This is a genomic window from Streptomyces sp. NPDC025651, from assembly GCF_055558735.1.
In genome coordinates, this window is sequence record NZ_JBVHLZ010000002.1 from 366,587 (window position 1) to 386,002 (window position 19,416).

Sequence of the window (19,416 nt, forward strand, 5' to 3'; positions counted from 1 at the left end):
TGTTGCTGGACCGCACTGCTGTGACAGTTGGGAGCAGCTTAGGCCAAGGCATTGAGGCCTGTCCGGCGAATCAGAACGTAGGCTGCCCCCATGGGAAAGAAGCGCTCGGGCGGTGGTCTGTCACCAACTCAGCAGGCCGCGAAGTTCCTAGGAGTCAGCGTTCTGGCGGGTGCGGTGCTCGCCGGGATCGCCCTGCCCGCGGCCGGTGCGCTGGGCCTGGCGGCCAAGGGCTCGGTCGAGGGGTTCGACGAGATCCCCGCCAACCTGAAGCAGCCGCCGCTCAGTCAGCGCACCACGATCCTGGACGCCAAGGGCGGATCGATCGCGACGGTCTACTCGCGTGACCGCACGGTGGTGCCGCTCAAGGACATCTCGCCGTACATGCAGAAGGCGATCGTCGCGATCGAGGACGCCCGCTTCTACGAGCACGGCGCGGTCGACCTCAAGGGCATCCTGCGCGCCCTCAACCAGAACGCGCAGAGCGGCGGCGTCTCGCAGGGCGCGTCCACGCTCACGCAGCAGTACGTGAAGAACGTCTTCGTCGAGGAGGCCGGCGACGACCCGACGAAGGTCGCCGAGGCCACCCAGCAGACGCTCGGCCGCAAGATCCGCGAGCTGAAGTACGCGATCCAGGTCGAGGACAAGCTGGGCAAGAAGCGGATCCTCAAGAACTACCTGAACATCACCTACTTCGGTCAGCAGGCGTACGGCGTCGAGGCCGCCTCCCAGCGCTACTTCTCCAAGCCCGCCAAGGAGCTGAAGCTCCAGGAGGCCGCGCTCCTCGCCGGCATCGTGCAGTCCCCCAGCCGGTACGACCCGGTGAACGACGCGGCCGAGGCGACCAAGCGGCGCAACGTCGTGCTGCAGCGCATGGCCGACACGCACGACATCTCGCAGGCCGACGCCGACAAGGCCAAGAAGACCGACCTCGGTCTGAACGTGAGCCGCCCCAAGAACGGCTGCATCACCTCGGTCAACGGCGCCGGCTTCTTCTGTGACTACGTACGCGAGGTGTTCCTCAACGACCCGGTCTTCGGCAAGACGAAGGAAGAGCGGGCCAAGATCTGGAACCGCGGCGGCCTGAGGATCCGCACGACGCTCGACCCGCAGACGCAGGAGTCGGTGCAGGCCTCGATAAAGGATCACGTGAACAAGACCGACGACGTGGCGACCGCGGCCACCATCGTCGAGCCGGGCACGGGCAAGATCCTCGGCATGGGCCAGTCCCGTCCCTACGGTTTCAAGAAGGACGAGACCACGATCAACCTCTCCGTGGACGACTCCATGGGCGGCGGCGCGGGCTACCAGCCCGGTTCGACGTTCAAGCCGATCGTCGCGGCGGCGGCCCTGGAGGGCGGCAAGTCGGCGGGGCAGAGCTACTCGTCCCCGTACGAGATGCCGTATCCCTCGCGGGTGTCCGCCTGTGGCGGCAAGGACTGGGTGAACTCGGGCGGCGCGAAGCTCACCAACGAGAACGAGTCCGAGGTCGGGCCGTACGGCATGAAGGAAGCGACCGCGAAGTCGGTCAACACCTACTACGTGCAGCTCATCGGCGACATCGGCATCTGCCCGGTGACGACGCTCGCCGACAAGATGGGCGTCAAGCGCGCCGACGGCAAGGAGATGGTCCAGGCTCCGTCGATCGCCCTCGGCACCCAGGAGATGTCGCCGCTGACGATGGCGGGCGCGTACGCGACCTTCGCCTCGCGCGGCACCTACTGCACGCCGATCGCCATCGAGTCGATCTCCACGCTCGGCGGCAAGTCGCTGCCGGTGCCGAAGTCGACGTGCTCGCGCGCCATGTCGGAGAAGACCGCGGACACCATCAACACCCTCCTGAAGGGCGTGGTCGAGGACGGCACGGGCAAGCAGGCGGGACTCGGCTCGCGCCCGAGCGCGGGCAAGACGGGTACGACCGACTACCGCTACGCCGCCTGGTTCGTGGGCTACACCCCGAACATGTCGGGCGCGGTCTGGGTCGGCGACCCGCAGCACAAGCGGCAGATGGTCGACATCACCATCGGCGGCGTCCCGTACGACAAGGTCTTCGGTGGCGAGGTGCCGGGTCCGATCTGGCGCGACGCGATGAGCGGGGCGCTCGCGGGCAAGCCGGCGCCGGGCTTCAACACCGTCCACATCCCCGGCGGGGACAAGGGCAAGGGCCGCGACAGGGACCGCGACCGGGACCACGACGACGGCAAGCCGGGCGGTGGCAACGGCGGCGGTCACGGCGGCGGCGGGAACGGCGGCGGTGACGGTGGTGACGGCGGCGGGAACCCGTGGCCGGAGATCTCGATCCCGCCGGACGCGCTCGGGGGTCTCGGCAACGGCGGGGGCCACGGGGGCGGAATCGGTGGAGGCTGGCCGCGCTAGCCTTCCTGGCCGTGTACGTGGATGAGGGCGCCCCCTGAAGCAGGGGGCGCCCTCATCTGCGTACGGCTTCGGGAGCCTTCGGGGGCCTTCCGGAAGGAAGGGCCGGGCTCAGTCTTCGGGAATCTTCCGGAAGGCGGGGCTGGGCTCAGTCTTCGGGAACTCCCGGAAGGCAGGGCCGGGCTCAACCTTCGGGAACCTCCCGGAAGGCGGGGCCGGGCTCAGCCTGCGAGGAGCTTCTTGACCGTGGCGGCGACGCGGCCGCCCTCCGCCTGGCCCGCGACCTTCGGGTTCACGATCTTCATGACCTGGCCCATGGCGCGCGGGCCCTCGGCGCCGGCCGCCTTCGCCTCCTCGACGGCCTGGACGACGATCGTCTCCAGCTCGTCGTCCGAGAGCTGCTTGGGGAGGTACTCGGCGAGGACCTCGCCCTCCGCCTTCTCGCGCTCGGCCTGCTCGGGGCGGTTGCCCTGGGCGAACGCGTCGGCGGCCTCGCGGCGCTTCTTGGCCTCGCGGGTGATCACCTTCTGCACCTCGTCGTCGGAGAGCTCGCGCTTCTCCTTGCCCGCGACCTCCTCCTTCGTGATCGCGGCGAGGGTCATACGGAGCGTCGAGGAGCGCAGCTCGTCACGCCCCTTGATCGCGGCGTTGAGGTGGTCCTGCAGCTTCGACTTGAGCGTGGTCATGCGTCGATTGTGGCAGGTGCGGGCGGGTTCCTGCCCGCCGATTTCCGTGAGGTGCGCGCCCGTTGCCGCGCCGCCCTCCGGAATTCGGGGCGCCGCGGGTCTGACACGATGGAGGGATGCGCGCGCGATACGCAGTACCTCTGGGCATCACGGCGACGGCCGCGGCCGGTCTCGCCTACTCGGTGGGCTTCGAAGCCCGTTCCTTCCGGCTGAGGCGGGTCACGGTGCCCGTACTGCCGTCGGGGATGCGTCCCTTGCGGGTGCTTCAGGTCTCCGACATCCACATGGTGTCCGGGCAGCGCAAGAAGCAGCGGTGGCTGCGCTCGCTCGCGGGTCTGCGCCCCGACTTCGTGATCAACACGGGCGACAACCTCTCCGACCCCGAGGGTGTGCCGGAGACTCTGGACGCGCTCGGGCCGCTGATGGAGTTCCCCGGGGCGTACGTCTTCGGCTCGAACGACTACTACGGCCCGAAGCCGCGCAACCCCGCCCGCTACCTCCTGGAGAAGGTCCAGGGCAGGCACGGTCTGAACGGCAACCCGCCCGCCGTCGGCGTCATCCACAACCCGTGGGAGGACCTGCGCGACGGGTTCGACGAGGCGGGCTGGGTGAACCTCACGAACACCCGCGGCTCGCTGAAGATCGACGGTTGCGAGATCGGCCTCACCGGTGTGGACGACCCGCACATCAAGCGCGACCGGTACGCGCGCGTGGCGGGCGGTCCGGACGCCGCGGCCGACTTCTCGATGGGCATCGTGCACGCCCCGTACCTGCGCTCGCTCGACTCCTTCGCGGCCGACGGGTACCCGCTGATCCTCGCCGGCCACACCCACGGCGGTCAGGTCTGCATCCCCTTCTACGGCGCCCTGGTCACCAACTGCGACCTGGACACGGACCGGGTGAAGGGCCTGTCGACGCACGAGGCCGAGGGGAAGCGGTCGTATCTGCACGTGTCGGCGGGGTGCGGGGCGAACCGCTACACGCCGATGCGGTTCGCGTGCCCTCCGGAGGCGACGCTGTTGACGCTTACGGCGGGGGGCTGAGGCGGGGCGGGCGCGGGGAGCGGGGCGTGGCCCGGTGGTGGGCGAGTGGCGGCGGGGGCCTCGCCTGACGCCTAACGGCTGGCGGCTGGCGGCTGGCGGCTGGCGGCTGGCGGCTGGCGGCTGGCGGCTGGCGGCTGGCGGCTGGCGGCTGGCGGCTGGCGGCTGGCGGCTGAACAGCGTGGGCTGACGGCGGTGGGGGTGCGACGGGGCCTGACCGCGCGCGTCTGACAGGAACCGTGTTTACGGTGGAGGGCATGATCGCGCCGATTCCCACCGGTGTCCCCGCGGAGGCGGTCGTACCACCCGTGCGCCGCCCCCTCGCGGCGGCCTTCCGCACCCTGATCGCACTCGCCGCGGTGACCGGGATCGTCATCGACCTGGCCATCGGCAGTCCCCTGCGCGTCCTCAGCTACTTCACGGTCCAGAGCAACATGCTCGTGGCCGTGGTGCTCGGGATGTCCGCGTGGCGCGCCTGGCGGGGCCGTCCTCCGCTGCCGCCCTGGGTGACGGGCGGAACGCTCCTGTTCATCTCGATCACCGGGCTCGTCTACCACCTAGTCCTGGCCAACGACTCCAGCGGTTTCTCGATGACCGGGGACATCACGGCCCAGTCCGACTGGCACTCCGTCTCCAACCAACTCCTGCACACCGTGACGCCGATCGGGGTCGCCCTGGACTGGCTGCTGCTCACCAGGCCGGGCGGCCTGCGCCCGCGCCATGCCGGCCTCTGGCTGCTCTACCCGCTCGCGTACCTGGCCTTCGCGCTGGCCCGCGGCGCCCTGATGTCGCCGGGCTCGACGGCCCGGTACCCGTACCCGTTCCTGGACGTCGACGCCCACGGCTACGCGGGGGTCCTCGGCAACGGCGTCGTCTTCGGCCTGGCCTTCTACGCCCTCGCCCTGCTCGTCGTCGGACTCGACCGGATCCGCCCCGCCCCGAGGGGCCGCGAAAACCGGATTTCGTCTCAGGGCGCCGGTCCGCTAAAGTAATCGATGTCGCCGCGACCTGCAGCACTGCGGGCAGCGGAGCAACGACATCGGGGTGTAGCGCAGCTTGGCAGCGCGCTTCGTTCGGGACGAAGAGGTCGTGGGTTCAAATCCCGCCACCCCGACAGCTGAAACACCAGGTCAGGGGCCTGATCCGCTTAGCGGGTCGGGCCCCTGAATCGTTTCTGGCCCCCTCTTGGGAGCCATTTGGGAGCCAACTTCAAGATCCGGCTCCCAAGGAGCCGCTGAGAGAGCCCTCCGGACGTCCCTCAAGCGGAAGTGATTCCGGTGGCCGCCAGGATCTCCGCGGCCGATGCGCTGTTGCCGTCCTGGACGGCCATGGCCATGGCGGCACGCGCGGCGGAGGCGTCGGTCTGCGGCGGGAGTATCAGGAAGGAGAAGATGTCCTGGCGCCCGCGGGTGACGAGCATCGTGTTGTCGTCGACGGCGGACCAGTCGATGCGGACCATCAGGCCGTCGACAGCCATGTGACGTGTGTGCACGTCCCAGGAACTCTCGTCCAGGCCGATGCGAGCGATGGGGCCGAGGCGTTCGGTGAGCGCGCGTATCAAGCCCGGCAACTGAGTTTCGAGGTTCCGGGAGCGCGGCCACCAGGCGCCGTCGAAGGTCCCGTCACGGCGGGGCGTCGTCTCCATTCTCAGTACGGCTGCGCCGGGGGCCAGCTGATGGGTCTGGGTGTCCGCAAGGAGCGTCACGGGAGGCGTGGGGTCGGTGGTCATGACGCACCGCTCGCTCCGAGACGCGGCAGCAGTCGCTGCGAGTCCTGCTCGACTACGGGCCAACCCGCCTTCACCGCATGACCGTTGGCGGGTGCCTTCTTCGGGCAAAGTGTGTTCGTGGTCATGGTGTGCCTCGCCCCGGGCAGATCCGGTCCGGTGACTCGCCGAGAGCGACAAGGGCGACTGGGCCCGTGTACGCAGATCCCTCGGTGCTGCCAGCCTACTCCTGGCCACCCCAACAGGCAGGAACGGCCCCTCAGAAGGGAACGGTCGGGCAGTCGTGGTCGGGGCCGCCGCAGGAGTAGGCTGGCAGTATCGAGAGCATTTCTTGACCGGCTTTCCTGTCGGTATCTCTCTCGGTTCGATAGCACCGGGCCAGGACGCCAAGCCCGGGGACAGGTCGTCACCATGACGATGATCACCCAACGAGCCCCGCCAACCACACCGATCACCGAGCCCACCGGCTCCCTGCCGGTCCGGCTCTCCCTCAAACCTCCGGGACCGCCCGCCGGGCTGCTCGACGGCGCCTGGTGGCCACGCTCCCGGGACCTCACCCGTGAACTTCCCGCCCTGACCGACCTGTTGGACCCGCTGTGGGGCCGTATCACACGCGTCACGGTCAACCCGACGCACTGGCCCGTCGTGCCACGCAAGATCCCCGTCAACGGCCATGTGGTCAAGGTGGGTTGGTTCCGCCAAGAGCAGGACCCGCACCAACTCCTGCTGCTCTCCTACCACGTCGGGCGCTGGGACCTGCTGATCATTCCCCCAGAGACCGGTGCGGCAGCCGCCGGGCGCCTCATGGCCGCCGCCTGCGATCCCCGGACCATACGGACCGGCAGCGCTCTCATCACCGACGAACTGGACCGTCACCCCGCAGCCCCAGCCGAGGCGGACCCGCCGGCCCGCACACAGGCAGAGGCATGGGAGGCGGAGGGCGGCGCCATGGCCGCACCCGTCGGCACGACCGGCGGGAGGTGACGGGCCATGGACACCGGCATCACCATCGCTGTCATCCTCGCGATGATCGCCCTGGGAACGTTCTTGATCCACCGTCTCAACAGCCAGCACGCCGAACGGATCGCGCTGCACAAGTACAGCCGTCGCCTCACCAGCCGTCGCGGCGCCCGCGGTCCCGCACGGCAGCAACCCGGCATCGCTCCTCCCTCCGCCGTCCGCGCCCGCCGCGACCACCGGGACGGAGGCCGCGGACGCCTCCGCCCGCGGCGCCGGAGCGTCAAACGCGCGGGCGGCCGAAAGCCATGACCTGACGGGCGGTCGGCGGGATACCGCGGGTGGATCTGGGTACCCCGGCCGTACTGCTCCGGGAAGAGGCGCACCCCGGCGGGCTGCCGCTGTCCATGGACAGGCTCGCACCGGCCCAGATCAACGGCCCAGGAGGCAAACCATGATCCATGCAGCCGACATCCGCGAGTGGCGCAACCACAACGTCGTCGACCCCAAGGACCACAAGATCGGCGTCCTCGAAGCGATCTATGTGGACACCACCACCGACGAACCGGCCATGGCCACGGTCCGCACCGGACTGCCCACCCGCCACCGGTTGGCCTTCGTGCCCCTGGACGACGTGACCCTGGGGCCAGACTACGTCAAAGTCTCCTACGCAAAGGCCCTGGTGAAAAAGGCACCCGCGGTCGGCATGGACGACGTCCTGCCCGCCGAGGCAGAGAAAGCGATCTTCCATCACTACGACCTGTCCTACCAGACCGGCGCAGACGGCGAGAGGCAGCTCGCACGCCGCTGACCGCCCGTGCTCAGCCCAAGGAGGCGTCCGCGTCATGGTCCTCTTTCTGCTCCTCGTTCTGGTCGCCATCGCGCTGGGAATCATCGGAGCGGTGACAGAGGGGCTCGGCTACCTGCTGCTCATCGGCGTCGCGGTCTTCATAGCCGCTCTGGCCTTCATCGTCATGCGCTGGTCCCGGCGTTCCAGTCGCCACCCCATCCGATGACGACCAGCCTGTGGACTCGGTGCCGAACACTGCCAGGGCTGTCCCTGCGCCGCCGTCACCCGTCCCCTCGAACCACCTCGTCGGGTCCACGATGTGCGGCGGCCCTCCCCGACGGCACCGCCACCAGACGTATCCGAACTCCTGCCACAGATACGGGCCTTGAGAGACCTTTCCGTCTCCCGCACCGGCGAATCCGGGACTATCCTCACAGCAGGACGTCGACGTTCCAGACCCCGACGGCGCGTTGCTGCCGAGCACACACACCTGCCGGGCTCTCAGCCTGCATCGCTGGTCTCCGCCCCGGCCGGTCGCCCGGAACCGGAGGCGCCATGTCCCTGCCCCATCTGAACGTCCAACGGCTCGACGAGCACAGCCAAGCGCTGATCACCCTGGCCGGTGAGATCGACCTCGAGACGGTGCCGTTGGTCAGCGCGTCCCTGCGGGAGTGCCTATACGGGGGTACGTGCACGATCGACGTCGACCTGACGGCCGTCACCTTCTGCGACGTGAGCGGCCTCAACACCTTCCTAGACGCTTCCGAGCAGGCCACCACAGCAGGCGGCGCCCTGCGGCTGCACCACCCACCGTCCTCGCTGCGGCGGATCCTCACCCTCACTGGCTGCGCCTTCCTGCTGGACGGCACACCGGCGAGCCGCACCGGGCGCGCGCCCACCGCGCGGCGACCCGCGCGCCTGTCGTCGGCAGGTGCGCGATGACGGCCGTCGGCTCCGGACCGGGCCACGAGCACGCAGCCCTGGATGCAGTGCGCCTGCGCCGCCTGAACCGCTGGCAGGCCGAGACACTCCGGGAGGACCTGGCGGATCTGTACGTCGAGTCGTCAGACACCGCGACCGGCGAGGCGTACCGCCGCAGGGAGGACTTCCTGCGGCGTCTCGCGGACTCCGTACGGCGCCCGGGATTCTCGATGCTGCTCGCCGAGACCACCGCCCTGGCGGGCTGCGCCTTCGGCTTCCCCATCGCGCGCGACGGGGCCTGGTGGGTCGGCTTCGAGGGCGGCCTGCCCAGGTCGGTCGAGCAGCTGACCTCCTCGGGGCACGCCTTCGCCGTCACGGAGATCGTGGTCCACCCGCACGAGCGCACAGCCGGTCTCGCCCGGCTGTTGCAGACGCGGCTGCTCGCCGACCACCACGCCTCGCTCGGCGCCACCTTGGTGGACCAAGCCGACCCCAGGGCCCACGCCGCCTTCCAGGCGTGGGGATGGGAGGACATCGGCCAGGTCCGCAGGCCCTCCGATCCCGCGGTGCTGCGCGCCCTGGTGCTGCCCCTGGGCGAACGCGAGGCCGGTCGTCCGGACGGCCTCGCGCACAACGCCCGTACACAGCGCCCCGAGTAACCGGAATGAGACGGACAGGCGCGGGAGGCCGGTCGACGAACGGGACGGGAAGACATGGAGTCGTCCCCTGAGGGAGATCACGAGCGGGAGGCGCGGCGCATCGAGGCGGTACGCCGCTACGACATCCTGGGCACCCCGCCGGACGGGGCGTTCGACCGGATCGCCGCGTTGGCCGCGCGCCTCTTCGGCGCGCCGATGGCGACGGTGACGATCGTCGACACCGACCGGGTCTGGTTCAAGGCCGCGTACGGGCTCGACCGTGTCACCCAAGCCGGCCGGGATGCGTGCCTGAGCACCTCGGTCGTCCTCTCCGACACCCCCTTGGTCATCCGTGACACCCACCACGATCCCCGGGCCCGAGCGCACCCGATGGTGACCGGCCCGGCCGGTGTCCGTTTCTACGCCGCCGCCCCCATCACCACGCCGGACGGCCACCGGCTCGGCGCGGTCGACGTCCTGGACATCCGGCCTCGCCGGATCACACCCGAGCGGGCCGCCGCCCTGACCGACCTGGCGGCGCTGGTCATGGACCAGCTGGAGCTGCGCCTTTCCGCGTTGCGCATGCTGCGCAGGGAACGCGAACTGCTGGAGGCCGCCAACGCGGCACGCGAGGGGGCCGAGCGGGAGCGGGCCCGCACCGCCGAGTTCGCCGCAGCCCTGCAGAGCACGCTCCTGCCGCCGGTCCTGCCCCAGGTGCCGGGCCTGCAGGCGGCCTGCCACTACGCCACCGCGTCCGTCCACGACGTCGGCGGCGACTTCTACGACGTCTTTCCCCTCGGCACCGACCGGTGGGCGTTCTGCCTCGGTGACGTGAGCGGCAGGGGCACAACGGCGGCCTCCCTCACCTCGCTGATCCGCCACACCCTGCGTGCCACGGCACCGCTGGAGGCCGACCCGCGCGCCGTCCTGGAGACGCTGAACACGGCCCTGTTGCCGGACCGGGCCGCCGATGTCCACCTGTGCACACTGATCTTCGGCACCTTGGTCCCCGACCCTGCGGGCGGGTTCACCATCGACCTGACCGGGGGCGGCCACCCTCCCGCGTACCACCTGCGCCCGGCCCGCGACGGGCTGCGCCCCAACGCGAAACCGGTGGAGCTGACCGGTGGAATACTCCTCGGTGCGCTCGCCGAGGCACCGTTCGTCTCCCGGACGTTGCGCCTGGCACCGGGCGAGGCGCTCCTGCTCTACAGCGACGGCCTCATCGCGTCCCGCACCTCCCACGGCGCCCGCTTCGACGAGGAGAGCCTGGCCTCGCACCTCACCCACCACGCGGCCACCAGCGCGGCACCCGGCGCGGCCGCGATCATCGACGACCTCACCACCCTCCTCGCCACGTTCCCCGACGGCCCGGCGGACGACGTGGCCCTCCTGGCCCTCAGCGCCACACCCCTGGAAGCCAACGGGACACCCATCGGCGCGTCGGGCACCACCCACACCAGCGTCCCCCTCCCTGCCGGCAAGAGCCACCAGGGCACAGGAACACGCGCACCGATGACGTGAGGCGCATCGCAAGGCAGACGTCGAGCGCCGCCTCCCGCTGCCCGGTCAGTCGTCCCACGACGGGACCGGTGCACCAGAGAACCGCGAACGGCGCGGGATCTCCCGACCGGTTTCCGGCTATGCCGACACGGCACTTCACGAGGTGTCCTGGTCAAGGCGCGCCATGGGGACGAGACTGGGTGGCAACAGGAGACAGCACCCTGTGGGAAGGTGTCCCCGGATCACTCTTGGAGGTGGGTGGGGTATGCCTGAGCTGCCGCGTGAGGAGCAGTTGGCGGCCGCGTTCGTCGACCTCGCCGACACCTTGGTGCGGGACTTCGACGTCATCGGATTCCTGCACACGCTCGCCGACCACTGTGTGGACCTGTTGGACGTGGCGGCGGCCGGGGTCCTGCTCGCCACTCCCGGGGGCCAGTTGGTGGACGCCGCGGCCTCGGACGAGCGCACTCGTCGGCTGGAACTGGCCAGCATCGAGTGGGACGAGGGCCCCTGCCGGGACTGCTTCCGAACCAGGGAGCAGGTGTCTGACGTACCGCTGGCGACGCAGGCGGCCGCGATGCGCTGGCCCCGGTTCGCGCCGCGGGCCGTGGAAGCCGGCTTCACCTCGGTCGTGGCGGCACCTCTCCGTTTGCACGACCAGGTGATCGGAGCCCTGAACCTGTTCCGGGACCAACCCGGGCCGCTGGACGACTCCCAGGTGCGTCTGGCTCAGGCGCTCGCCGACACCGCCACCATCGGCGTCCTGCAACAGCGGGCGGTGAGTGAGCAGATGACAGTGACCGCACAACTACAGGCCGCCTTGGACAGCCGCGTCATCATCGAGCAGGCCAAGGGCTATCTGGCGAACCGCCGCAACACCGGCGTCGAAGAGGCGTTCACCCTCATGCGCCGCTACGCGCGCGATCACCAGACGCGGCTCACCGATATCGCCCGCCAGGTCCTGCAGGGCACGGCCGACGCAGCGCTTCTTGAGCGGCGCGATCGGTGAACCACCCGCCCATCGGTGCTGACTGGTGGGCCGGCCGCCGGATGGTCCGCACGGCACCCGAAAGGGGGTGGCGTCGGTGACCCATCCGGTGTTGGCCGACTACCTGCGCACCCTCAGCTCCCACACCGGCCCCGGCATGGCGCCACTGCCGCTCGCGGCCTGCGCCGACATGCTGGGCCTGGACGGCCTCAGCCTGCTCCTCGCCCCCAGTGGCAACCAGGCCGAACTGGTGCAGTCCTTCGGTGAGCGCACACTCGCGCTGGAGGACCTGCAACAGGTCCAGGGCCAGGGCCCGAGTCTGGACGCCGCCCGCAACGGCGCACTGATACTGCTGCCCGACGTGGCCGACACCTCCGCCTTCGCCACCGATCGCTGGCCCGGCCTGCCGGGCGCCATCGAGGCGCTGGACGTACGCGCGGTGTTCTCCTTCCCGCTGCGCATCGGGGTCATCGCGCTCGGCGCCCTCACCGGCCACCGCACCCGGCCCGGCCCCCTGTCCACCGGCCAGCTCACCGATGCCTTCGGCCTGGCCGACACCATCGCCCAGATCACCATCGCCACCGCCGCCCACGCCGATCTGTCCCACACTCCCCTGCTCGACGAGCCCGGTCTCCACTTCGCCGAGGTCCACCAGGCCACCGGCATGCTCGCAGACCAGCTGGCCATCGACTGCGACCACGCCCTGATCAGACTGCGCGGATACGCCTTCAGCCACGACCGGCCCCTCCTGGACGTCGCCCGCGACGTACTGGCCCGCCGACTCCACCTGGACGACAACGGCGACGGCGAACCCGGACCCGTCCCATGACAACACCCCGCCGAGAAGCCCACCATCAGGTGCCCAGCCCCATCACCCTGTAGCAGCGGAGCCCCCACGTCCGCAGTTTTTCGGCACAACCAGTCAGCAGGCCGGCACAGCCCGCTACCCTGAATCACCGACCCAGATCCCGTTGGTATCCGGTCTCCACGCACATCTGCCTCCGGAGAAGAGGGTCGCCATGCCCCCACCCCCTGCCGTGATCTGCGTCAAGGAAGTCCGCCCTCGCGGAGACTGCACCCTGGTGGTCCTGTGCGGCGAAATTGACATCGACACCGCCCCCGGCATCATCGAATTCCTCGACAGCCTCACCCACGCCAATGACGCTGACCTGCTGATTGATCTGCGCCCCGTCGGCTTCATGGACTGCGCCGGCGTACGGCTCCTCAACCGCGCCCGAGCCAGGTCCAGCGGCCGACACGGACGCCTACGCCTGATCTGCACCGGGTGCGCAATCCTCCACCTGCTCCACCATCCACGGCTACGCCTCGACTTCGACATCCTGAGCGAGCTGCCCGCGCCCGTACCACCGCAGGCTGCGGCCTGACCGACCGAAATCCCCCTGGGTTCACTGCCCCAGCTCAGCTAGGCTCACCAGGCGGCCCCAGCCCCCGGTCGACTGTGCGCCTCCCGCCCGCTGGGTCTTCAGGGGTACCCAGCGCACCGGTCGAGGCAACCGGCCGCGGCCCATGGGGAGTGGGTCCGCAGGCCGGGCACACGCAGTCCTCACCCTGTCTCCTGGGCGCCACCTCACTCCCGGAGCCCCTTCCGCATGCCAAGGACCAATCGGAACGGTCCTTGGACGCCCGGAAACACCGTCCACAGGGAAGCCCAGGCCCGTCGCGACTCCCCGGGAACCGCTACCCGAGGGCGACTGCGCATGCGCGCAGGAGGTCATTGAGCACGCGCACCGGAGACGTTGGGCACATGGCCAGCCGGGCGTCGAGCGCCGCCTCCCACTGCTCGGTCAGACCGAGCATGAGGCGCTTGCGCATGCCAGGGGTGACGTGGGCGTAGCGCGCGGAGACGGAGCCGTCGATGTGGCCCATGCGCTCGTCCATGAGGACCTTCTCGGTGCCGAGGTCCTCCATCATCGTGCGGTGGGTGTGGCGGAGGCCGTGGGGTGTGAGGCCCTTGGCGATCGGGAGCCAGCAAGCGTCGGCTCGGCTGGCGGCGCCGCGCCCGCGTGCGGGGATGCCGGGCCACGGCTCGCCGAGGATCGGCACCGGGCGGGCTTCCTGAGGTGCCTTCTTCGGGTACCAGCCGGAGACTGCCGGGGTGAACAGCCAGGTGGCGAAGCCGTTCCTGCGCCAGTGGGCCGCGTGCTCGGTGGTCGTGCCGCCGCGCACGAAGCCGAGGTCGGCGATCGCCTGCTCGACGCGGACTCGGGTGTCCTCCCGGACGCGGTCGGGGTGGTTGAGGACGTTGGACACCGTCCCTGTGGACACCCCGGCGAGCCGTGCGACGTCGACGAGCTTCGCGCCCTGGTGACCGCCCGCACGGGCGGCGCCCAGCCCACGGAAGACGTAGGTCCGGCCGTGGCAGGGGCAGGGCGTCGGTTTCGTCCGGGCGATGTGGTTGAAGACCAGGGCGGACAGCCAGTCCATCGCGTCAATGGTGCGGTAGCTGTCGTCCTTGGGCGGACAGCGCACCAGCTCGCCGGTGTCCAGCTCGTACAGCTGCCACTCGACCCTGAAGGCGTTGGGGCGTACGAACTCCGTTTCCAGGCCGACGATTTCGCCCCAGCGCTTGCCGGTGTAGCCCTTGAGGACCGTGGCGACGAACTCGTCGTCGCGGCCGGAGAGCAGGGCGGCCCGCTCGGCGGTCAGCAGGATGCCGAGCGCGTCGGTGACGACCTTCTCTGGGCCTCGGTCGCGGGAGCGGCCGGCGCGCTTGCCGCGCCCACGTCGCCGGGCGGCCGGGTTGGACGTGATCAGGCCCTCGTCGATCGCGTCCTCGAAGATCAGGTGGAGCGTCGAGCGCCAGGTCTTGACGCTGGAGGCCGCGTACTCGGCCCGCTCCTTTTTCTCCCACAGCTCGACGTCCGTGCGCAGGATGCCCGCGAGCGCCTTGTCCTCGAACTCGGGGAGCAGGTGCTCCTCGATGTGGCGCTTGTAGTTCTGCATCGTCGAGGCAGCCAGGTCCTGGGCGGCGTACCAGCGGTTCGCGTACTCGCCGAAGGTCTCCTGGCCGAGCGCCGGGTCGCGCCAGTCACCGCGCCGGTACTTGTTCTCGGCCTCGCTCGCGGCGCGCTGGGCCTCGCCCTTGGTGGCGAACTTGAGCGGCTTGCCGTCCTCGCCGACGACGGTGAGGTGCTTGCCGGGTGCGATCTTGTAGCGGCCGCGCCAGTAGTTTCCGCGCTTCTCGCCGAAACCCATGTATCCCTCCCCTTCTTCGTCGTCGTGCTAGGCGGCGGTCCCGAACTGGCCTTGGCGGGCTCGGCGTGGCGGCCGGGCGCGCAGGCGAGCCGAGGCAACGACAGGCGACGGAGAGGGCTGAGGAGCGGGCGGCTTGCGGGCAGGCGCACTTGCCACCGGCTGCTGCAGGCGGGCAGGGCGGGCTTCGTGCATGCGGATGATCTCCGCGAGGTGTTCGCCGGTGAAGCGGTAGGCGCGGCCGACACGGGTGAAGGGGATGAGGCGTCGGCGGGCGCGGTCCTTGACCCACCAGGTGGAGCAGCCGAGGACGGCGGCGACTTCCTCGGGGACGTACAGGCGTGGCAGGGCGGACTCAGCGTGCGGAGTCGGTGCGGAGGCAGGGGGTATTGCGGGTTGGCGCAAGGAGTGAGTCCTCTGTCAGGTCATGGCAGGCATGGGCGCGGCAACACCGGCCTGCCGGTCGATCGCTAGGGATGAGGGTTGAGATGCCCGTGCTGGGGGTTTGCGGGCCCAGGACGGGCGCGGGAGCCGGAGGCTATGCCTCGGCGGCGGGGCTGGTGTTGCCGTGCTCGCCGGGCGGAGGACCGTGCATCTTCAGCATGGTCTTGCTGGCCTCCTCCGCCATGGCGCTCTGGACCATGAGGTCGGCTTCCTCGCGGATGTCTGGGTGCTCGGCGAGGTAGGCGTCGAGAGCGTCGCGCGCCTCCGTGAAGGCCATGTTGGCTCTCTGGGTAGCGCGGAACGCGTCCACGACCTCGTCGATGAGCTCCATGGCACGGGCCTTGGCCGCCAGCTGCGGTGGCCCGACGAGGTTGCGCAGGTCGATGCCGAAGACCTCGGCGAAGCCGATGGCGTCGTCGAGGTTGATGCGGCGCTTCCCGTTTTCGATCCGCCAGACCGCCGACGGGTTCATCTCGAAGCCGGCCTCGTTGAGCCGGTCGGACAGGGCATTGGTACTCCAGCCGCGCGCCTCGCGCTCCACCCTGATGCGGGTCGCGACGTTCGCCTCGCCGCTGAGCAGGACGCCCTCGGACGGTTCTTCCTCCGCCACCGCCACCTCCTTCCGTTCGTAGCGATGCACTGCGGTTTGCAGCACAGCGTAAACAGTAGCATCTCCACTGCGAGATGCAAAACACTTCTGCGATCTGCAATTCATGTGGCATGCTGATGGCATCCACCCCACCGATCCGAGGAGCCCCGCACGACCGCTCGTCACATGAAAGAAGCCCCCGGCGATGCCGGGGGCTCAAGCGCAAACCTCTCAACCGCCATCCCTAGCGATCGACCCGCGGAGTCCGGGATTGCCGTCCCATATGGCCCGCGAGCAGAGGAGCTGATGCCCAGTATGGCCGATCCCCAACCGAATACGCCATCCCCGCACGTCACCGCCTACCCGGTACCCGCCGCGCCGTCGGCGGCGGCGAAGGCGGGGCGATAGGCATGGCGCGGATACGCACCATCAAGCCCGAAGCGTTCATCTCCGAGTCGCTCGCCGCAGTGAGCGTCAACGCCGAGCGGACCTTCTTCGGGCTGCTCACCCAGGCCGACGACCACGGCCGCTTCCGCGACCAGGCCGCCGTCATCGCCGGCGCCCTGTGGGCGCTGCGGCCCGAGCACGGCCCTCTGGCGGTCGAGGACGACCTCACCCAGCTCGCCGGCGCCGGGCTGATCTGCCGCTATGAAGGCGACGACGGCAAGAACTACCTGCACATCGTCACCTGGGCCAAGCACCAGAAGATCAACCGGCCCAGCGGCAGCCGCTGCCCGGCCTGCTCGCACCACGAGGGCGGACGGCCCGCGCAGCCCGCCGGGAGCCATCACGGAGAACTCGCGGACCCTTCAGTGAGCCCTCCCGGAGTCCTTGCTGCGGACTCGCGCATTCTGCGGGAGCCTTCAGTGACCAACGGCGAACCCGCAGGTCAGGAGGGCTCCAGTGAGGCATCACGGAGGATTCCGGGAGGGCTCACGGAGGACTCGGTGAGCCCTCATGGTCCGGATCTAGGACCTAGGATCCTGGATCTAGGATCACCTCCGGTGGGGGACGCGAGCGCCCCCGCACCCGAGTCCGTCTCGGCCAAGGCGCTCATTGCCGAGTACGCCGCCGGATGCACCAACCGACCGCCCAGCGGTTTCCTGGGACATCTCGGCAAGGAGACCGCCAAGCTGCTCGCCGAGGGCATCGACGCGGCGTACGTGCGCGCCGGTCTCGAGCGGCTGCGTGCCAAGGGCCTGCATCCCAGCGTCCTGTCGAGCCTGGTCAACGAGGCCATGAACCCTCCCACGCCGAGTGACACGTCCGCAGGGCACCGGCCGTGGACCAACCCGGTCGACGCGCAGGCCGCGTACGGGGGTGAGCTGTGACCACGACCGCGAAGACGTCCGCCCGCGAGCCACGCCAACTGGGTGGCGCCGTGGCCAAGGTGGAGTCGATCCTGGCCGCCCGCAACATCGACCCCACCGCCGTGGTCGACGCGGCGCCGTCGCCGGAACCGGTGACCGCGCTGGAGCTGGCCGCCGCCCGCATCCCGCGCCGCTACCGCGCCGCCCTGGCCGACCACACCGACGTATCGGCCTGGGTCGAGGAGATCGCGGCTGCCGGTCGGCCGGGGCCAGGTGGGGCGCCGGGTATCGCGTACGGCCCCTCGCTGCTGATCGTGGGCCCGACCGGCACCGGCAAGACCTACCAGGCGTACGGCGCCATCCGCTCGCTGCTCGGCGCCGGGGTCCGGCTGCGCTGGGAGGCCATCACCACCGCCGAACTGCACGCCACCCTGCGCCCACGCCAGGGCCACGACGGCGAACGCCGCTTCCAGGAACTGGCCCGCAGCCCCCTGCTGCTGCTCGACGACCTCGGCGCCGCCAAGGCGTCGGAGTGGACCGAGGAGCTGACCTATCGGCTCATCGACCACCGGTACGTCCACGAGCTGCCCACCCTCATCACCACCAACCTCCCCATCGCCGACCTGCGCACCGCCGTCGGCGACCGCGTTGCCTCCCGCCTCGCCGAGATGACCCGCCGCGTCATCCTCGACGGCCCTGATCGCAGGCGCAGCACGGGCACCGGCCCGCACGGGTATTAACAGGCCCTTGCGCCCCCAGCGCCCCGCACCACCCGAACCACTTTCCTGCCGTGCCCGGCCAATCCTCGCCCTGCCCGGCGCACGCAGTTCACCACGGAGATCCCATCCCATGCCCACACACGCCGCGCTACCTCCTGCCCGCCTCACAGGCAGGGACCGCACCGGCAACATCTCGCTCGCAGCACGCGGTTTCGCCCTGTCCCACGACGCCGCCGCGGCCCTCTTCGCCATCGCCCCACCCGTCTCCGCCAGGGCCGACACCAACTGGCGCCCCGGCACGCTCCTGGACCCCAGGCTCGTGCGGATCGCGAACGTGCACGTCACAGTGGAGGGTGGGAAGTGGTGACCAAGCACGCTGCCGAGCGGACTGTGCTCATCGTGGCCGGGGCCGTCATCGCCGCCCTCACCGCTGGAGCGTTCGCGCTCTCGTACGCGCACCTGGCCGACGTCGCCGGCCAGCACGGCCTTGGAAGCTCACCGGTCCGCCGCTGGGCCTGGCCCGCCACCCTGGACGCCTTCATCGTCGCGGGCGAACTGCTCATGCTCCGCGCGGGCCTGCGCCACGTCACCGACCGGTGGGCCATCGCCGCAACCGTGATCGGATCGGTCGGCTCCATCGCACTGAACGTGGCCGGGGTCAGCGGCACGAACAACGCCGACGCGGTCCCGTTCCTCGACTACGTGGTCGCCGCGGTTCCCCCGCTCGCCGCGATGCTGGCCTTCGCCGTGCTGATGCAGCAGATCCACCAGCTCGTCGAGCCTCCCACCGACCGCCCGGATCCGGTCTCCGGTGAGGAGCAGGAACCGCCGGTCACCCCCTCCACCGGCCCCGTCGGCGTACCGGCAGCTGCATCCGGAACGCCTCAGGAGTCGGTTTCCGGCACCGCGCCGCGTTCCCATGACCAGACGCACCCGGCACGCGAGCACGAACCGGAAGAGGCCCGTGCCCTCACCGCTCACCGGAACGCAGATCCGGTCAGCACGGCTCCGGAACGGAACGCACCGGTGAAGCCGGAACGGAAGCGGACCGGGAAGGGGAAGGGCGGTTCCCCAGGGCGCGAGCCCGACCTGACCGATGCCGAACTGCAGGCTATCGCCCACGACCTCGCCAACGGCACCGGTGTGCCCTCCGTCGCGGAAATGCGCGCAGAGCTCAAGCGGCGCGGCCACAAGGCCGCCACCGAGCGGATCACGAAGGCCCTCAAGGCCCTCAAGGCCGACAGCGGTGCCGGACAGGCTCCGCAGCACACCACCAGCGACTAGCGGTACGGGGCCCAACGCCCAAGGCCCGCACCGGAATGGCCGAGGCGCGTACCAGAATCACCGCCGTTACGCGCCCTCGCATCCACACCCATCGTCCCCTCCCCACTCACACGGAGAACTGATCCATGCACGACCAGCACCACGAACTCCCCACGTCTCAGGAGCAGATGACCGCCACCCCTGCCACCACCGCGTCAGCAAGGTATCCCGCTGGACCGTCCACAGGCCGGCCCCACGG

The 19,416-nt window shown here is 70.2% G+C and carries 22 protein-coding genes and 1 tRNA gene; 18 read left to right on the forward strand and 5 right to left on the reverse strand.

What is annotated here, in order from left to right:
- The first annotated feature begins 90 nt into the window (after positions 1 to 90).
- The gene (locus ACZ4D5_RS09620) at positions 91 to 2,373 is read left to right on the forward strand and encodes a transglycosylase domain-containing protein (protein WP_467771791.1); all 2,283 of its coding nucleotides are present in this window, start codon (positions 91 to 93) and stop codon (positions 2,371 to 2,373) included.
- Positions 2,374 to 2,591: 218 nt separating this feature from the next.
- Here ACZ4D5_RS09620 and ACZ4D5_RS09625 read toward each other — a convergent pair whose 3' ends face one another.
- On the reverse strand, positions 2,592 to 3,056 hold the full coding sequence (locus tag ACZ4D5_RS09625; protein WP_467771792.1) for a GatB/YqeY domain-containing protein: 465 nt from the start codon (positions 3,054 to 3,056) through the stop codon (positions 2,592 to 2,594).
- A 116-nt stretch (positions 3,057 to 3,172) separates the two neighbouring features.
- On the opposite strand from ACZ4D5_RS09625, the gene ACZ4D5_RS09630 reads away from it, so the two are divergent.
- The 3 genes from ACZ4D5_RS09630 to ACZ4D5_RS09640 all read left to right on the forward strand — a co-directional run bounded on the left by ACZ4D5_RS09630 (position 3,173) and on the right by ACZ4D5_RS09640 (position 5,210).
- Positions 3,173 to 4,099: a metallophosphoesterase gene (locus ACZ4D5_RS09630; protein WP_467771793.1), complete on the forward strand. Its 927-nt coding sequence runs from the start codon at positions 3,173 to 3,175 to the stop codon at positions 4,097 to 4,099.
- Positions 4,100 to 4,353: 254 nt separating this feature from the next.
- Complete coding sequence (locus ACZ4D5_RS09635; protein ID WP_467771794.1) at positions 4,354 to 5,088, forward strand: Pr6Pr family membrane protein; 735 nt, start codon at positions 4,354 to 4,356, stop codon at positions 5,086 to 5,088.
- A 48-nt stretch (positions 5,089 to 5,136) separates the two neighbouring features.
- A tRNA-Pro gene (locus ACZ4D5_RS09640) sits at positions 5,137 to 5,210 on the forward strand.
- Between the two features lie 144 nt (positions 5,211 to 5,354).
- Here ACZ4D5_RS09640 and ACZ4D5_RS09645 read toward each other — a convergent pair.
- Positions 5,355 to 5,825, reverse strand: a complete 471-nt coding sequence (locus ACZ4D5_RS09645) for a DUF5994 family protein (protein WP_467771795.1) — start codon at positions 5,823 to 5,825, stop codon at positions 5,355 to 5,357.
- Positions 5,826 to 6,233: 408 nt separating this feature from the next.
- Here ACZ4D5_RS09645 and ACZ4D5_RS09650 point away from each other — a divergent pair, with 408 nt between their 5' ends.
- The 10 genes from ACZ4D5_RS09650 (at position 6,234) to ACZ4D5_RS09695 (ending at position 13,004) form a co-directional block, all read left to right on the forward strand.
- Complete coding sequence (locus ACZ4D5_RS09650; RefSeq protein WP_467771796.1) at positions 6,234 to 6,806, forward strand: DUF5994 family protein; 573 nt, start codon at positions 6,234 to 6,236, stop codon at positions 6,804 to 6,806.
- Between the two features lie 6 nt (positions 6,807 to 6,812).
- Positions 6,813 to 7,091, forward strand: a complete 279-nt coding sequence (locus ACZ4D5_RS09655) for a hypothetical protein (RefSeq protein WP_467771797.1) — start codon at positions 6,813 to 6,815, stop codon at positions 7,089 to 7,091.
- 142 nt (positions 7,092 to 7,233) lie between these two features.
- Entirely contained in the window at positions 7,234 to 7,590 is a 357-nt protein-coding gene (locus tag ACZ4D5_RS09660) for a PRC-barrel domain-containing protein (RefSeq protein ID WP_467771798.1), read from the forward strand.
- Between the two features lie 34 nt (positions 7,591 to 7,624).
- Positions 7,625 to 7,795 (forward strand): hypothetical protein, encoded by a 171-nt coding sequence (locus tag ACZ4D5_RS09665; RefSeq protein ID WP_467771799.1) that lies wholly within the window; start codon positions 7,625 to 7,627, stop codon positions 7,793 to 7,795.
- Positions 7,796 to 8,124: 329 nt separating this feature from the next.
- Positions 8,125 to 8,511, forward strand: a complete 387-nt coding sequence (locus ACZ4D5_RS09670; protein ID WP_467771800.1) for an STAS domain-containing protein — start codon at positions 8,125 to 8,127, stop codon at positions 8,509 to 8,511.
- On the forward strand, positions 8,508 to 9,149 hold the full coding sequence (locus ACZ4D5_RS09675) for a hypothetical protein (RefSeq protein ID WP_467771801.1): 642 nt from the start codon (positions 8,508 to 8,510) through the stop codon (positions 9,147 to 9,149). The genes ACZ4D5_RS09670 and ACZ4D5_RS09675 overlap by 4 nt, the downstream gene beginning before the upstream one ends.
- 54 nt (positions 9,150 to 9,203) lie before the next feature.
- Positions 9,204 to 10,652 carry a PP2C family protein-serine/threonine phosphatase gene (locus ACZ4D5_RS09680; RefSeq protein ID WP_467771802.1) on the forward strand — a complete coding sequence of 483 codons (1,449 nt, stop codon included), beginning with the start codon at positions 9,204 to 9,206 and terminating at the stop codon, positions 10,650 to 10,652.
- 244 nt (positions 10,653 to 10,896) lie between these two features.
- Positions 10,897 to 11,640 (forward strand): ANTAR domain-containing protein, encoded by a 744-nt coding sequence (locus ACZ4D5_RS09685; protein ID WP_467771803.1) that lies wholly within the window; start codon positions 10,897 to 10,899, stop codon positions 11,638 to 11,640.
- A 76-nt stretch (positions 11,641 to 11,716) separates the two neighbouring features.
- Positions 11,717 to 12,448, forward strand: a complete 732-nt coding sequence (locus ACZ4D5_RS09690) for an ANTAR domain-containing protein (protein WP_467771804.1) — start codon at positions 11,717 to 11,719, stop codon at positions 12,446 to 12,448.
- Between the two features lie 190 nt (positions 12,449 to 12,638).
- Entirely contained in the window at positions 12,639 to 13,004 is a 366-nt protein-coding gene (locus tag ACZ4D5_RS09695; protein ID WP_467771805.1) for an STAS domain-containing protein, read from the forward strand.
- Between the two features lie 313 nt (positions 13,005 to 13,317).
- Here the strand turns inward: ACZ4D5_RS09695 and ACZ4D5_RS09700 are convergent, their stop codons facing one another.
- From ACZ4D5_RS09700 to ACZ4D5_RS09710, 3 genes are all read right to left on the reverse strand, one after another.
- Positions 13,318 to 14,835, reverse strand: coding sequence for a LacI family DNA-binding transcriptional regulator (locus tag ACZ4D5_RS09700; RefSeq protein WP_467771806.1), 1,518 nt, complete (start codon positions 14,833 to 14,835; stop codon positions 13,318 to 13,320).
- Between the two features lie 27 nt (positions 14,836 to 14,862).
- On the reverse strand, positions 14,863 to 15,237 hold the full coding sequence (locus ACZ4D5_RS09705; RefSeq protein ID WP_467771807.1) for a helix-turn-helix domain-containing protein: 375 nt from the start codon (positions 15,235 to 15,237) through the stop codon (positions 14,863 to 14,865).
- Between the two features lie 133 nt (positions 15,238 to 15,370).
- Entirely contained in the window at positions 15,371 to 15,886 is a 516-nt protein-coding gene (locus ACZ4D5_RS09710) for a helix-turn-helix domain-containing protein (RefSeq protein ID WP_467771808.1), read from the reverse strand.
- Positions 15,887 to 16,275: 389 nt separating this feature from the next.
- Here ACZ4D5_RS09710 and ACZ4D5_RS09715 point away from each other — a divergent pair, with 389 nt between their 5' ends.
- The 4 genes from ACZ4D5_RS09715 to ACZ4D5_RS09730 all read left to right on the forward strand — a co-directional run bounded on the left by ACZ4D5_RS09715 (position 16,276) and on the right by ACZ4D5_RS09730 (position 19,178).
- Entirely contained in the window at positions 16,276 to 17,196 is a 921-nt protein-coding gene (locus ACZ4D5_RS09715) for a hypothetical protein (protein WP_467771809.1), read from the forward strand.
- Between the two features lie 59 nt (positions 17,197 to 17,255).
- Positions 17,256 to 17,915, forward strand: a complete 660-nt coding sequence (locus ACZ4D5_RS09720; protein ID WP_467772260.1) for an ATP-binding protein — start codon at positions 17,256 to 17,258, stop codon at positions 17,913 to 17,915.
- Positions 17,916 to 18,024: 109 nt separating this feature from the next.
- Entirely contained in the window at positions 18,025 to 18,261 is a 237-nt protein-coding gene (locus ACZ4D5_RS09725; protein ID WP_467771810.1) for a hypothetical protein, read from the forward strand.
- Positions 18,258 to 19,178 (forward strand): DUF2637 domain-containing protein, encoded by a 921-nt coding sequence (locus tag ACZ4D5_RS09730; protein ID WP_467771811.1) that lies wholly within the window; start codon positions 18,258 to 18,260, stop codon positions 19,176 to 19,178. Before ACZ4D5_RS09725 ends, ACZ4D5_RS09730 begins: the two co-directional genes overlap by 4 nt.
- Positions 19,179 to 19,416 lie beyond the last annotated feature (238 nt).

What these genes read in the sequence shown, in the direction of transcription:
- ACZ4D5_RS09665 (WP_467771799.1), top strand. Translation starts at nt 7,625, where the DNA reads ATGGTCCTCTTTCTGCTCCTCGTTCTGGTCGCCATCGCGCTGGGAATC.
- ACZ4D5_RS09725 (WP_467771810.1), top strand. Translation starts at nt 18,025, where the DNA reads ATGCCCACACACGCCGCGCTACCTCCTGCCCGCCTCACAGGCAGGGAC.
- ACZ4D5_RS09670 (WP_467771800.1), top strand. Translation starts at nt 8,125, where the DNA reads ATGTCCCTGCCCCATCTGAACGTCCAACGGCTCGACGAGCACAGCCAA.
- ACZ4D5_RS09635 (WP_467771794.1), top strand. Translation starts at nt 4,354, where the DNA reads ATGATCGCGCCGATTCCCACCGGTGTCCCCGCGGAGGCGGTCGTACCA.
- ACZ4D5_RS09660 (WP_467771798.1), top strand. Translation starts at nt 7,234, where the DNA reads ATGATCCATGCAGCCGACATCCGCGAGTGGCGCAACCACAACGTCGTC.
- ACZ4D5_RS09645 (WP_467771795.1), bottom strand. Translation starts at nt 5,825, where the DNA reads ATGACCACCGACCCCACGCCTCCCGTGACGCTCCTTGCGGACACCCAG.
- ACZ4D5_RS09630 (WP_467771793.1), top strand. Translation starts at nt 3,173, where the DNA reads ATGCGCGCGCGATACGCAGTACCTCTGGGCATCACGGCGACGGCCGCG.
- ACZ4D5_RS09620 (WP_467771791.1), top strand. Translation starts at nt 91, where the DNA reads ATGGGAAAGAAGCGCTCGGGCGGTGGTCTGTCACCAACTCAGCAGGCC.
- ACZ4D5_RS09715 (WP_467771809.1), top strand. Translation starts at nt 16,276, where the DNA reads ATGGCGCGGATACGCACCATCAAGCCCGAAGCGTTCATCTCCGAGTCG.
- ACZ4D5_RS09675 (WP_467771801.1), top strand. Translation starts at nt 8,508, where the DNA reads ATGACGGCCGTCGGCTCCGGACCGGGCCACGAGCACGCAGCCCTGGAT.
- ACZ4D5_RS09695 (WP_467771805.1), top strand. Translation starts at nt 12,639, where the DNA reads ATGCCCCCACCCCCTGCCGTGATCTGCGTCAAGGAAGTCCGCCCTCGC.
- ACZ4D5_RS09625 (WP_467771792.1), bottom strand. Translation starts at nt 3,056, where the DNA reads ATGACCACGCTCAAGTCGAAGCTGCAGGACCACCTCAACGCCGCGATC.
- ACZ4D5_RS09685 (WP_467771803.1), top strand. Translation starts at nt 10,897, where the DNA reads ATGCCTGAGCTGCCGCGTGAGGAGCAGTTGGCGGCCGCGTTCGTCGAC.
- ACZ4D5_RS09655 (WP_467771797.1), top strand. Translation starts at nt 6,813, where the DNA reads ATGGACACCGGCATCACCATCGCTGTCATCCTCGCGATGATCGCCCTG.
- ACZ4D5_RS09680 (WP_467771802.1), top strand. Translation starts at nt 9,204, where the DNA reads ATGGAGTCGTCCCCTGAGGGAGATCACGAGCGGGAGGCGCGGCGCATC.
- ACZ4D5_RS09650 (WP_467771796.1), top strand. Translation starts at nt 6,234, where the DNA reads ATGACGATGATCACCCAACGAGCCCCGCCAACCACACCGATCACCGAG.
- ACZ4D5_RS09700 (WP_467771806.1), bottom strand. Translation starts at nt 14,835, where the DNA reads ATGGGTTTCGGCGAGAAGCGCGGAAACTACTGGCGCGGCCGCTACAAG.